Source organism: Thioclava sp. F36-7 (genome assembly GCF_002020075.1).
Lineage (GTDB): Bacteria > Pseudomonadota > Alphaproteobacteria > Rhodobacterales > Rhodobacteraceae > Thioclava > Thioclava sediminum.
This window is the reverse complement of record NZ_MPZR01000003.1, coordinates 189331-202683: the sequence shown is the minus strand read 5'-3', so window position 1 is coordinate 202683 and position 13353 is coordinate 189331. Positions and strand designations below refer to the sequence as shown.

General features: G+C 66.3%; 12 protein-coding genes. 9 read left to right on the top strand and 3 right to left on the bottom strand.

All coding sequences use genetic code 11. The annotated features are described in order from the left end of the window. The first annotated feature begins 154 nt into the window (after positions 1–154). From lptF to BMI89_RS06750, 7 genes are all read left to right on the top strand, one after another. Entirely contained in the window at positions 155–1300 is a 1146-nt protein-coding gene (lptF, locus tag BMI89_RS06780; RefSeq protein WP_078570313.1) for an LPS export ABC transporter permease LptF, read from the top strand. Continuing rightward, a complete protein-coding gene (lptG, locus tag BMI89_RS06775) occupies positions 1297–2415 on the top strand; it encodes an LPS export ABC transporter permease LptG (protein ID WP_078570312.1) in 1119 nt (372 codons plus the stop codon). The genes lptF and lptG overlap by 4 nt, the downstream gene beginning before the upstream one ends. Continuing rightward, entirely contained in the window at positions 2415–4640 is a 2226-nt protein-coding gene (lptD, locus tag BMI89_RS06770) for an LPS assembly protein LptD (protein ID WP_078570311.1), read from the top strand. The genes lptG and lptD overlap by 1 nt, the downstream gene beginning before the upstream one ends. Before the next feature lie 92 nt (positions 4641–4732). Beyond that, positions 4733–5962: a peptidylprolyl isomerase gene (locus tag BMI89_RS06765; RefSeq protein ID WP_078570310.1), complete on the top strand. Its 1230-nt coding sequence runs from the start codon at positions 4733–4735 to the stop codon at positions 5960–5962. Next, on the top strand, positions 5959–6981 hold the full coding sequence (gene pdxA / locus BMI89_RS06760; protein ID WP_078539451.1) for a 4-hydroxythreonine-4-phosphate dehydrogenase PdxA: 1023 nt from the start codon (positions 5959–5961) through the stop codon (positions 6979–6981). Before BMI89_RS06765 ends, pdxA begins: the two co-directional genes overlap by 4 nt. 9 nt (positions 6982–6990) lie before the next feature. After that, positions 6991–7836, top strand: coding sequence for a 16S rRNA (adenine(1518)-N(6)/adenine(1519)-N(6))-dimethyltransferase RsmA (gene rsmA, locus BMI89_RS06755; RefSeq protein ID WP_078570309.1), 846 nt, complete (start codon positions 6991–6993; stop codon positions 7834–7836). After that, positions 7833–8282, top strand: a complete 450-nt coding sequence (locus BMI89_RS06750) for a GNAT family N-acetyltransferase (RefSeq protein ID WP_078570308.1) — start codon at positions 7833–7835, stop codon at positions 8280–8282. The genes rsmA and BMI89_RS06750 overlap by 4 nt, the downstream gene beginning before the upstream one ends. A gap of 73 nt (positions 8283–8355) precedes the next feature. Here the strand turns inward: BMI89_RS06750 and BMI89_RS06745 are convergent, their stop codons facing one another. The 3 genes from BMI89_RS06745 to prfA form a co-directional block, all read right to left on the bottom strand. Further along, the gene (locus BMI89_RS06745; protein WP_078546741.1) at positions 8356–9120 is read right to left on the bottom strand and encodes a DUF4167 domain-containing protein; all 765 of its coding nucleotides are present in this window, start codon (positions 9118–9120) and stop codon (positions 8356–8358) included. A 270-nt stretch (positions 9121–9390) separates the two neighbouring features. Beyond that, a complete protein-coding gene (gene prmC, locus BMI89_RS06740) occupies positions 9391–10248 on the bottom strand; it encodes a peptide chain release factor N(5)-glutamine methyltransferase (RefSeq protein ID WP_078570307.1) in 858 nt (285 codons plus the stop codon). Beyond that, positions 10245–11300 (bottom strand): peptide chain release factor 1, encoded by a 1056-nt coding sequence (gene prfA, locus BMI89_RS06735; RefSeq protein WP_078570306.1) that lies wholly within the window; start codon positions 11298–11300, stop codon positions 10245–10247. Before prfA ends, prmC begins: the two co-directional genes overlap by 4 nt. A 383-nt stretch (positions 11301–11683) precedes the next feature. On the opposite strand from prfA, the gene BMI89_RS06730 reads away from it, so the two are divergent. Further along, positions 11684–12049, top strand: coding sequence for a DUF59 domain-containing protein (locus BMI89_RS06730; protein WP_093476840.1), 366 nt, complete (start codon positions 11684–11686; stop codon positions 12047–12049). A gap of 208 nt (positions 12050–12257) precedes the next feature. Then, entirely contained in the window at positions 12258–13331 is a 1074-nt protein-coding gene (locus tag BMI89_RS06725; RefSeq protein ID WP_078570502.1) for an alkene reductase, read from the top strand. Positions 13332–13353 lie beyond the last annotated feature (22 nt).

Genomic DNA, 13353 nt, shown 5'->3' with positions numbered 1-13353 from the left:
CGCGCGCGTCGGCGGCGCTCGGTCGCGATTGGCATCAAATTGCGCGCGAGCCTAGCCCTGCCTCCGGAAAATGAAAAGCACCCCCGCTGTGCCCTTCCCTCACTTCGCCCGACAGGCTAGAGAAAGGGAAATATTCGGGGGTATTGAGAGGGTCGTGACGCAACTGGACAGATATGTTTTGTCCAAATTGATGGCGCTGTTCGGGTTTTTCGCGCTCGTGCTGGTCTCCGTCTATTGGGTCAACCGGGCTGTGATCATGTTCGACAGCCTGATTTCGGATGGCCAGACCGCGACGGTGGTGCTGGAATTCACCGCGTTGACCTTGCCTTACGTCATCCGCATCGTCCTGCCGGTCGCCGCCTTCGCCGCCACGATCTACGCGTTCAATCGGCTCGATCAGGACAGCGAATTGGTAGTGATGCGCGCCACTGGCACCTCGAACTGGCGGCTGGCGCGTCCGGTGCTGGTCTTCGGGCTGATCGCCTCGGTGATGATGGCTTTGCTGGTGAATTTCCTCGTCCCCGCCGCGAAGGCCCGGCTGGCCGAGCGCCAGCAGGAGGTCGCGCAGAACCTGACCGCGAAATTCCTCACCGAAGGCACGTTCCAGCATCCCGCGCCGGGCATCTCGATCTATATCCGGCGCATCTCCGATCTGGGGGAGTTGCAGGATATCTTCGTCTCCGACAGCCGCTCGGCGCAGACGAGCACAATCTACACCGCCGACAAGGGCGTGATCGTGAAGACCGAGACGGGGCCGAAACTGATCATGTTCTCGGGCATGGCCCAGACCCTGCGCAAACCGTCGGACCGCTTGTCGGTCACGCGGTTCAGCAATTTCACCTATGATATCGGCTCGTTCCTGAAGGCCGGTAAGGCGCGGGCGCCGAAGATCGACGAGATGACGACGCCGCGCCTCGCCGCGATGATGGCGGGGACCGATCTGGACGCGACACCGGGCGCGGAGAGCGCCAAGGCAGCCCGCGACGCGCTGCGGCTGGAGCTTGCCCGGCGGATCACCCAGCCCCTGCTGGCGCCGATCGCGGCGCTGATCGGCTTCTCGGCGCTGATGATGGGCACATTCTCGCGCTTCGGCATGTGGCGGCAGATGTCGCTCGCCATTGGCGGGCTGATCGTGGTGCAGGTGCTGCAAAACGCTGCCGAGACGAGTTCCGGGCGCGACCCCTCGCTCTGGCCGAGCCTGATCGCGCCGACGCTGGGCGGGATCGTGATGGTGCTGTTCATGCTGTGGTGGTCGGGGCGTCCGCGCCGTATCCGGCCCAAACGGGAGGCTGCCGCGTGACGCTTGCCCTCTATCTTGCGAAACGGTTCCTCCGCAGCTTCCTGATCGTCGCGGCGAGCTTCTGGGGCATCCTGTTCCTGATCGACGTGGTCGAGGAAATCCGCCGCTTCTCCGATCAGGGGCTGAGCCTTCTGCAGCTCTCGGTGCTCTCTGCGCTCAATATCCCCGAGACGATTTACACCATCCTGCCGCTGATCGTGATGCTGTCGGCGGTGGCGCTGTTCGTCGCGCTGGCGCGCAGCTCGGAACTGGTGGTGATCCGGGCGGCGGGCCGGTCCGCGCTGCGGATGCTGGCCGCGCCGATCGCCGCGGCGCTGGTGCTTGGCCTGCTGGCGCTTCTGGTGGGCAACCCGCTCGTCTCGGCGACCTCGAAGCGCTACGAGATACTCGTCGATCACTACACCTCCGATGGCGGCTCGACCGTCTCGATCGGGCGCGAAGGCGTGTGGATGCGGCAAAGCGCGGGCCTCGCGTCGGACGGCAAGTCGCTGGCGCAGGCGGTGATCCATGCCGAACGCGCCAATGGCGATGCCACGACCCTGCATGGCGTGACCTTCCTGATCTTCGACCCTAATCGCGGCCCGGTGCGCCGGATCGACGCGAAGACCGCGACGCTGGTGCCGGGCGCATGGCAGTTGCAGGACGTGAAGGACTGGCCGCTGGGCGAATCCACCAACCCCGAGCGCGACGCCACGACCCAAGACAGCCTCTCGCTGCCCTCGGACCTGACGGTCGCCAGCATCCGCGACAGTTTCGGCAAGCCCTCCGCCGTGCCGATCTGGCAATTGCCGAGCTTCATCGCGTCGCTCGAGGATGCGGGCTTCTCGGCGCGGCGCCATATCGTGTGGTTCCAGATGGAGCTGGCGCTGCCGGTGCTACTGGCCGCGATGGTGCTGATCGCTGCCAGCTTCACGATGGATCATGTGCGCTTTGGGGGCATCGGCGCGAAGGTTCTTTTGGCCTTGGCGGCGGGTCTGGGCTTGTTCTTCCTGCGCAATATCGCGCAAGTTCTGGGCGATAACGGACAGATTCCCGTTCTGCTCGCGGCTTGGGCGCCGCCGGTGATCGGGTTGATGCTGCCGCTGGCGCGGCTACTGCACCGGGAGGATGGGTGATGCGGCGGCAATTCGGCGCCTTGGCAGGACGGGCGAGCGCCTTGGCGCTGATCGTCGCGCTTGGCGTGGCGGGACCGCAGACGGTGCGCGCACAAGACGCCACCGCGACAGCCTCCACCACGACACAGGACGCGGCGATCCCCTCTTCGGACGAATTGGCGACGTTGCTGGCCGACCGGGTCTCGATCCGCAATCAGAACGAGCTGGTCGCAGAAGGCAATGTCGAGGTCTTCTACAAGTCGAACCGGCTTTCGGCCAAGCGCGTGGTCTATGACCAGAAGGCGGACAAGCTCTACCTCGAAGGTCCGATCCGGCTGGTGCAGCCCGGTCAGTCGCAGGCGGTGATCCTCGCCTCGCAGGCGGAGCTCTCCTCGGATCTGCAGAACGGCATCCTTCTTAGCGCCCGGATGGTGATGGCGCGCGAATTGCAGCTCGCCGCCGCCCGGATCGAGCGGCGCGACGGCGCGATCACGATCATGAACAAGGTCGTGGCCTCGTCCTGCGAGGTCTGCCGGACCAATCCGACGCCGCTTTGGGAAATCCGCGCGAGCCGCGTCGTGCATAACGCGACCACGCGGCAGATCGTCTTCGAGGATGCGCAGTTCCGCGCGGCGGGCGTGCCGATCGCCTATCTGCCGCGGCTGCGCCTGCCCGCGCCGGGCGTGCGGCGGATGACGGGCTTCCTCGCCCCGCAGTTCCGCACCACGAGCGGTCTCGGACCGGGGCTTCTGGTGCCCTATTTCATCGCGCTCGGGCCCAGCCGCGACCTGACGGTGACGCCCTATTTCGCGACCTCGCGCACCGAGACGCTGAACCTGCGCTACCGGCAGGCCTTCAACTGGGGCAAGATGGAATGGTCGGGCGCGCTGAGCAATGACGACATTCGCAGCGGCACGCGCGGCTATCTCTTCGGCGATCTCGAGGCACAGCTGCCCCGCGAATTCCGCCTGACCGCGCAGCTTCGGCTGGTCAGCGACGACAGTTACCTGCTCAATTACGGGCTCGGCGACGACGATCGGCTGTGGTCGGGTGTCGAGCTCGAAAGGGTACGCCGCGACGAGCTGATCTGGACCCGCGTGGGCAACGTTCACTCGCTGCGCGCGGATGAGAGCAACTCCACCGAACCGATGCTGAGCGGCACCGGCGAATGGATCCGCACCTTCCGCCCCGCTGGGATCGGCGGACAGGGCAGCCTGCGGTTTTCCACCTTGGCGACGCGGCGCGCTTCGAGTTCGACGCTCGATCTCAACGGCGACGGCCGCCCCGACGGGCGCGACATGGTGCGTGGCTCGCTCACCGCCGACTGGCGCCGCAACTGGCTGTTCGGGCCGGGTATGCTGGGCTCGCTCGAGGCGCAATTCGCGGGCGACATCATCGAGACCAATCAGGACCCCGCCTTCAGCGACACGATCCTGCGCGGCCAACCCACCGTCGCCGCGGAAATCCGCTGGCCCTGGGTGAAGACGAGCGGTCGCGCCGCCTATGTGATCGAGCCAGTGGCGCAGATCGTCTGGGCGCCCGATCATCTGGCGGACGCCCCCAACGAGGACAGCCAGCTGCCCGAATTCGACGGCGGCAACCTGTTCTCGCTGACCCGCTATCCGGGCGAGGACGCGCGCGAGACCGGCCTGCGCGCCAATGTCGGGCTCGGCTGGACGCGCTATGACAGCTCCGGCTGGTCGCTGGGCGTCGCGGCGGGCCGCGTCTTCCGCCAGCGCGATCTGAGCCAGTTCTCGCAGGGCACGGGGCTGTCGGGGACGAAATCCGACTGGCTCCTCGCAACCCATCTGGCCACCGCGAACGGGCTGACGCTGTCGAACCGCGCGCTGTTCGACGATAACTTCTCCGTGTCGCGCGACGAGTTGCGGCTGTCGCGGGCCGGCGACGACTTCAACGTCTCGGCAGGATATCTCTGGCTCGAGAAAAACCCCGCCGAAGGGCGCGACGACAACATGTCGGAACTGATGCTCGACACGGGATGGCGTTGGGGCAACGGCTGGTCGGGCACGCTCAGCACACGTTACGATTTCACCGCCGAGCGCGCCGCGCGCGCCAAGCTCGGCCTGCGCTACCAGACCGAATGCATCGCGGTTGATCTTTCCCTCTCGCGCCGCTTCACGTCATCCACTAGTGTAGCCCCGGAGACCGATTTCGGCCTTTCCGTCCAACTCGTCGGCTTCGGCGCGAGTGGCGGTGCGCCCGCGCGGCGAACCTGCGGAGGGTGAGGCTGAGGATCGCAAAGCGGCCCAGCGGGCCCAGAGGATCAACGAGGCCCAAAGGGCCAAGACTGAACGAGACGAAACGGACAGGCACGCTCATGACGATGATGACCCGACTGCTCACCCTTCTGGCGCTGATGCTCGCCCTGCCTTTCGCCGCAGGGACGGCGCAGGCGCAATCGGGCGGCAGCTTCGCGCCCGTCGTTACCGTCAACGGGATGGGCGTGACCGATTACGAGATCAGCCAGCGCCAGCGCTTCATGCAGCTGCTCAATGCCGGCTCGAACTCCCGCGAGGATGCCGAGAAGGCGCTGATCGAAGATCGCCTGCGCGTCTGGGCCGGCAATCGCATCGGCATCAAGCTCGACGAAGCCGCGATTCAGCAGGGCATGGACGAATTCGCGGGCCGCGCGAACATGACCGGCGAGCAATTCGTGCAGGCGCTGCAGAAGGAAGGCGTCGATCCGAACACCTTCCGCAACTTCACCGAGGCCGGTCTCGTCTGGCGTCAGGTGATCCGGGCGCGCTTCGGGCCGCAGGTGAACATCACGAAAGCGGACATCGACCGCGCGATGAAGCCCGAAAGCCAGACCGGCAAGGGCGTGAAAGTGCTGATCTCCGAGGCGATCGTGCCCGCCCCGCCGGGCCGCGAGCGCGCGGCGATGGGTCAGGCGCGGCAACTGTCGGCCGCGCAGGGCGAAGGCGCATTCGCAGCACTCGCACGTCAATATTCGGCCGCTCCCTCGCGGGATCGCGGCGGGCGTCTGGACTGGATGCCGATCGACAAGCTGCCGCCGCAACTGCGCGGCGTGGTGCTCAAGCTCAAGCCCGGCACGGCGACCCAGCCGATCGAACTCAAGGGCGCGGTCGCGGTTTTCATGCTGCGCGCGATCGGTGACGGCGACGCGCCGTCGGGCCCGCAGTCGCTGAGCTACATGACCTTCGCGATCGGCCAGACCGGCTCGCAGCAATCGGCCAAGATCCAGAGCCAGGTGGCCGCGGCGCGCCAATGCAACCAGCTCTACACCATCGGCAAGGGCTTCCCGCCGAGCGCGCTCACCATGCATGAGGACGTGGCGCAGGCGCAGGTGCCGACCAATGTCGGTCTCGCGCTGTCGCATCTCGACGTGGGCGAGAGCGAAGTGATCCCGCAGGGCGCAAACGATCTTCTGGTGATGCTCTGCGATCGCAAGGTGGCCCCCGAGGGCGACCAGTCGGCCCCCGACCGCGATCAGGTCCGCGCGGCACTGGAGAGCAAGGCCCTCGAAGCCTATGCCAACGGTTACATGGCCGATCTGGAAGCCGACGCGGTGATCGTGCGCAAATGAGCGCCCAGCCGACCGATCGCACCGCGGCCCGTGCGCCCGACCGCCCCGTGATCCTCAGCTGCGGCGATCCCTCGGGGGTTGGCCCCGAGATCGCCGCCCGCGCCTGGGAGCATTGCGGCGCGAAACTGCCCTTCGTCTGGATCGGCGATCCCGCGCATCTGCCGCGCGGCACGAAGATCCGCGAGATCGACCGGCCCTCCGATGCGCTGCGCCATGCCAGCGCCGGGCTGCCGGTGCTGCCCCATCAATTCCCCGCCGCCGCCCTGCCGGGCGAGCCGGATCCGGCCAATGCGAAAGCCGTGATCGACGTGATCGCGCGCGGCGTCGATCTGGTGATGCGCGGCGAAGGCACCGGGCTGACGACCGCGCCGATCAACAAGAAGGCGCTGAAGGACGGGGCAAAGTTCACCTTCCCCGGCCATACCGAATATCTGGCCCATCTCGCGGGCGTCGAGCGGGTGGTGATGATGCTGGCCTCGTCGCGTGTCGACCCGCCGCTGCGCGTGGTGCCCGCCACGATCCATGTCGCGCTCTCCGAGGTGCCGAAACTCCTGACCCCGCAGCTTCTGCGCGAGACGGTGCGGATCACCTATGAAGGGCTGCGGCGCGATTTCGGCTTCTCTGCCCCACGGATCGCCGTGGCGGGGCTGAACCCCCATGCGGGCGAAGGCGGCGCGATGGGCTCCGAGGAAGGCGACTGGATCGCCGACACGCTCGACGGTCTGCGCGAAGAGGGCTACGCCGTCGCAGGCCCGATGCCAGCCGATACGATGTTCCACGCCCGCGCCCGTCAGACTTACGACGCCGCGATCTGCGCCTATCACGATCAGGCGCTGATCCCGATCAAGACGCTCGATTTCGACGGCGGGGTGAATATCACGCTCGGCCTGCCCTTCGTGCGGACCTCGCCCGATCACGGCACCGCCTATGACATCGCGGGCCAGGGCCGCGCCAACCCCGCCTCGCTGATCGCGGCGCTGGAGATGGCGGCCCGGATGGGAGCCGCGCGTCATGACTGAGGCTGTGTGATGGCCACGATCGACGGGCTACCGCCGCTGCGCGAGGTTCTGCAGACGCATGATCTGGTGGCAAAGAAGAGCCTCGGGCAGAACTTCCTGCTGGATCTGAACCTGACCGCGAAGATCGCGCGCTCTGCGGGCGATCTGACGGGTGCGGACGTGCTGGAGGTCGGCCCCGGCCCGGGCGGTCTGACGCGCGGGCTTCTGGCCGAAGGCGCGCGCAAGGTCCTCGCGATCGAGAAGGACACGCGCTGCCTGCCCGCTTTGGCCGAGATTGCCGAGGCCTATCCGGGGCGGCTCGAGGTCATCAACGGCGATGCGCTGCAGATCGATCCGCTCGCGCATCTGACACCGCCGATCAAGATCGCCGCGAACCTGCCCTATAACGTCGGCACCGAGTTGCTGGTGCGCTGGCTGACGCCGAAAGAGTGGCCGCCCTTCTGGGAGAGCCTGACGCTGATGTTCCAGCGCGAGGTGGCCGAGCGGATCGTGGCGAAGCCGGGCAGCAAACATTACGGGCGGCTCGCGATCCTCGCGCAGTGGCGTGCCGAGGCGAAGATCGTGATGAGCCTGCCGCCCGAGGCCTTCACGCCCGCGCCGAAGGTTCATTCGGCAGTGGTGCATCTGCGCGCGCTGCCCGAGCCGCGCTATCCGGCCGATGCGGCGACGCTCAGCCGGGTCGTCGCTGCGGGTTTCAACCAGCGCCGCAAGATGCTGCGCGCCTCGCTGAAGGGCGTGGCCCCGGATATCGAGGCGAAGCTGGAGCAGGCCGGGATCGCACCGACCGAGCGCGCCGAACGCGTGACACTGGAGCAGTTCTGCCGACTTGCACGCATCGTCGCGGGTCAGGAATGATCCGCCCGGCGCGCGAGGACGACCTGCCGCGCATTGCCGAGATCGCCGAGGCGGCCTTCTCCCCCTACATTCCCCGGATCGGACGCCCGCCCGCACCGATGCTCGCCGATCATGCCGCCGAGCTGCCGCATCTCTGGGTCTGCGAGGGGACGAGTGGGGTCGCGGGCTATATCGGGCTCTTTGCGGATGACGGCCCGCCGCCCCGGTTGCAGATCGAGCCCGTCGCCGTCGAACCGGCCGCGCAGGGCCAGGGGATCGGGCGGCAGTTGAAGGCGTTCGCCGCGGCGCGCGCCCGCGAGATCGGCGCGGAAAAGCTGTGGCTTTACGCCAATGCCGCGATGGAGGAGAGCCGCGCGGTCTATGCGCGGCTCGGTTTTGTCGAGCGCGACCGCCGGATGGATGGCGGCTATGACCGGGTGTTTCTGGACAAAGACCTGACCGCCTGAGCGCCGCCCCTGCCCCATCATGCAAAAAGGCCCGCCGATCCGGCGGGCCTTTTGCTATCTCTTGTCCGAGGCTTTACTCGCCAGACGCTTTGGGCAGCTCGGCGCTCGCCTCTGCCTTTTCAGCCTTGTCGGCTTTCGGGGCGCGCGGCTTGCGCGGGGCGCGCGGACGCTTGGGCTTTTCGGCCTTTTCCGCTTTCTCGGCCTTCTCAGGCTGTTCCGCGGCTTTCGGTGCCTCTTCGCTGCTGCGGCTTTCCGGCGTCTCGACGAGGGTGGAATCCTCTTCGAGCTCCAGCTGCGGCATCGGCGGCATCATCTCGGGGCTTTCGGCGCGCTTGTTGCGACCGGAGGATTTCGCCTCGCTGCGCTCTTCGCGACGCTCGGACGTATTGTTGTCCTGAGCTTCACCCTTCGACTGGGCCTCGTTCTGGCCGTCGTCCTGCTGAGCGTGGTTCTGGCCGCTGTTTTGACCGCCCTGCTGACCGTTACCGCCTTGGTTCTGACCACCGTTATTCTGGCCACCATTGTTCTGGTTGCCGTTATTCTGGTTGTTCTGCTGGCGCTGCTGGTTGCGGGCCTCTTGCTCGCGAGCCTGTTCTTTCTGCGCCTCGCCCAGCATTCGCGTGTAATGCTCTGCGTGCTGCAGAAAGTTTTGTTCGGCCACGCGATCGTTGCCGAGCTGCGCATCGCGCGCAAGCTGAAGATATTTGTCGATGATCTGCTGCGGCGTACCGCGCACCTTGCCTTCGGGGCCGGAGCTGTCGAAGACGCGGTTAACGATATTGCCCATCGACCGTTGACGGTTCGACTTATTGCGCGAACGGGATTTCGAAGATCTCATGGCTTTCGTTTTCTTGGCCCGTTGTCACGGGCTTTTCGGAAATGGCCGCTAATGCGTGGCCTGCGGGCTGAACTGTCACGCTGGGCATACTTGCCCGGTTTCGTTCCTAACACCCGCGCTGTGAAGCTGAGCCGTGCGGTGGATCAATATCCGCCCTGCACAGGCTTGACTAAACATGCGGGGGGCCACCTTTCAAGTCAGAAAATCGGTCAAATCCGCGATTTCCGCCGATTCGCGAGGTTTTCCCCAAGTTTTTGCGCGATTTCGCGCTCAGGAAGCGCCGCAATCCGCCGTATCCCCGGATTTATGCGCCAAAACGACGCGGTCGCGCCCATCGAGATCCTGGCGCGTCTCGATCCGCTCGAAACCTTGGGCCGCGAAGAGGTCACTGACCGCCTGCGCCTGTGTCGGGCCGATCTCCACCGCAAGACGACCGCCTGCGAGCAACCGCGCCCCTGCCCCGCGTGCAATCGCACGATAGGCGTCGAGCCCATCGCCGCCGGGGGTCAGCGCCGAGAGCGGCTCCCAGTCGCGCACATCCTGCGAGAGCCCCGCCATTTCGTCTTGGGCGATATAGGGCGGGTTCGAGACGATGAGGTCGTAGCGCCCCGGCACATTGGCAAACCAGTCTGAAATCAGGAACTTGGCGCGTTTGGCCACACCGAGCGCCTCGGCGTTGCTTTTCGCGACCTCCAGCGCGGCGTCCGACAGATCGGTGCCCGTCCCCGCCGCGAAGGGCATGGATTTCAGCAGCGAAATCAGGATGCAGCCGGTGCCCGTGCCAAGGTCGAGCGCGTGGACGAAGGGCCGCTCCAGCGCCACCTCGACCAGCAATTCCGTCTCCGGGCGCGGGTCGAGCGTGTCGCGGGTGACGCGGAATTCGTGGCCCCAGAAGAGGCGCTTGCCGGTGATCTGGGCGACGGGCTGGCGCGCTTCGCGGGCGGTGAGTGCCGCCTCGAACCGGGCAGTAGCGTCCTCTGGCAGCGCATCTTGCAGCGCCAGCGTCAGCCGGTCGGGTGCAATCTGGAGCGCATGGGCCAGAAGCCTGCGCGCATCGGTCTGCGCGCCCTCGATCCCGGCCTCGCGCAGACGCCGGGTCGCGGCGACAAGCGCATCCTGCGCCCTCACGCCTCCATCTCCGCGAGCTTGGCCGCCTGATCGTCGGCAATCAGCGCGTCGACCACCTCGTCGATCTCGCCTTCCATAACCTTATCAAGGGAATAGAGCGTAAGATTGATGCGGTGATCGGTCAGCCGCCCTTGCGGGAAATTATAGGTGCGGATGCGCTCCGAGCGGTCGCCGGAGCCCACCAGAGACTTCCGCGTCTCGGCGCGCTCGGAGGCTGCGCGGTCGCGTTCGGCCTCGAACAGCCGCGCGCGCAGCACCGCCATCGCATTGGCGCGGTTCTGGTGCTGAGATTTCTCCGACGAGGTCACGACGATCCCGGTCGGGATATGGGTGATGCGCACCGCCGAGTCCGTCGTGTTGACGTGCTGGCCGCCTGCCCCGGAGGCCCGCATCGTGTCGATCCGGATGTCATTGGCGGGGACGTCGATATCGACCGCCTCGACCTCGGGCAGCACCGCCACGGTCGCGGCCGAGGTATGGATACGCCCGCCGGCCTCGGTTTCCGGCACGCGCTGCACGCGGTGAACGCCGGACTCGTATTTCAGCCGAGCAAAGACACCCTCGCCCTCGATCCGGGCCACGGCTTCCTTGACGCCGCCCAGCTCGGTCTCGGTCAGCTCCATCATCTCGAACCGCCAGCCGTGTTTCTCGGCGTATTTCTGATACATCCGCAGCAGGTTGCCTGCGAAAAGCGCCGCTTCTTCGCCACCCGTGCCGGGGCGGATCTCCAAGATCGCGGGGCGCGCGTCGGCGGCGTCCTTCGGCAGAAGCGCCACGCGCAAGGCCTGCTCCATCTCGGGGATACGGGATTTGAGGCGCGGCAATTCTTCCTCGGCCAGATCGCGCATTTCCGGATCGGCCATCCACCCCTCTGCCTCTTCCAGATCGGCACGCGCCTGACGCCAGGCCTCGATCTGGGTGACGACCGGTTTGAGTTCGGAATATTCGCGGCTGATTTCGGCGATCTTGGCGGGCTCCGCACCAGCATTGAGTAGCGCCTCGAGGTACTCGAAGCGCGCGAGGATCTGGTCGAGTTTCTCTTCGGGCAACATGGGATCGGTTTGGCGCGAAGCGTGCGGGGCGTCAAGGCAGGAGCGTTGGGAGGAGCGCGCCGCTTTCTCCCTTTGGCCCGGGGCGGCCAGCCCCGGGCCGCGCCCGACCCTCCCCCCCCGGGAGGGCGCATTGGCGATGTCGTCGCAGGCTCAAGCGTCCGCCGAGCTTGCAAGATAAAGCGCCCGGCCACAGGCGACGCCACGCGCCCACCCGAGGCTCGGGCGCGCACCTTCTCAACCAACGTGTCGTCATGGACGCCAGGTCATCACATATCAGCAGACAGCCCACGCCTCCCTTTACGGCTCGGGTCCTATCACCTAGATAAACAGTCGAGTAATTCGATAGGCGCCCGCGCGCGCCCCCGCCGATGAAAGAGGCTTCCATGACCGCCACGCCCGAAGAGCCGCTTGAAGGCACCCCGCTGATCAAGCCCTCGACGACCGATCACCCGCTCTACGAAAGTGTCGTGGAAGCGTGCCGCACCGTCTATGACCCGGAAATTCCGGTGAACATCTACGATCTCGGCCTCGTCTACACGATCGAGATCAGCCCCGAGAATGACGCGAAGGTGATCATGACGCTCACCGCGCCGGGCTGCCCTGTCGCGGGTGAGATGCCGGGCTGGGTTCACGATGCCGTGGCCTGCGTGGGCGGTCTGCGCGATGTCGATGTCGAGATGACCTTCGATCCGCAATGGGGCATGGACATGATGTCCGACGAGGCGCGGCTCGAACTGGGCTTCATGTGAGGTCCGGAGGGGGCTCTGCCCCCGCACCCTGCGGGTGCCCCCCGGGATATTTCGGACCAAGAGGAAGGGAGCCACGCGGCTCCCTTTTTGCTTCCTCGCATTTGCGCACAGGGGCGTTGCGCGTAGCTCACCTTGCCCATCGCGCTGCAAGACCCATCTCATGCTGCCGAACGTCAAACCCGATGAGAGGCCCGACTAGATGACCGACATGGCTGATACGCTATTCTCCCCCACGAAGCTCGGCGCGATCGAGATCGCCAACCGTTTCGTGATGGCCCCGCTGACCCGCAACCGCGCGCCCGATCTGCATCCGACCGACATGACGGTGGAATATTACCGCCAGCGCGCAGGCGCGGGCCTGATCATCACCGAAGGCACGCAGATCTCGCCGATGGGTCAGGGTTATGCCTGGACGCCCGGTATCTATAACGACGCGCAGGTCGCGGGCTGGAAGAAGGTCACCGAGGCCGTGCATGGCGCGGGCGGCAAGATCGTCGCGCAGATCTGGCACGTGGGCCGGATTTCGGTGCCGCAGCTTCTGGATGGGCGCGACCCTGTCGGCCCCTCGGCGATCTCGGCCGAGGCGAAAACCTTCGACGGTGAAGGCTTCGTCGCGACCACCACGCCCCATGCGCTGACGGTCGAAGAGATCGCCGCCACGGTCGAGGATTACCGCAACGCGGCGCGCAACGCGAAAGCTGCGGGCTTCGATGGCGTCGAGATCCACGCCGCGAATGGCTACCTGATCGACCAGTTCCTGCGCGACACCTCGAACAAACGCGAGGACGCATATGGCGGCTCGATCGAGAACCGCACCCGCTTCCTGCGCGAAGTGGTGGACGCGGTGACCGAAATCCTTGGCGCCGAGCGCGTGGGTATCCGCCTCTCGCCGTGGTCGAACGCGAATAACGTCGGCATCGACAGCAACACCGCGGAGCTGTTCGGCGCGGTGGTCGATTTCCTCAACACGAAGCCGATGGCCTATGTTCATTTCGTGGAAGGCCAGACCGGCGGGCCGCGCGAGTGGCCCGAGGACGGGATCGAGACGCTGCGTGCGAAGTCGAAAGCGCCCTATATCGCGAATAATGGTTACGACAAGGCGATGGCCGAAGCGGCGCTGAAAGAGGGCGCGGCGGCTGTGGCCTTCGGCAAGCTGTTCATCGCGAACCCGGACCTGCCGAAGCGCTTCGAGAAGGACGCGCCGCTCAACACGCCGAACCCGGACACGTTCTACGGCGGCGGTGCTGAGGGCTATACGGATTATCCGTTCCTCGATGAATGACGCAGGCTATTTCGACTGCTAA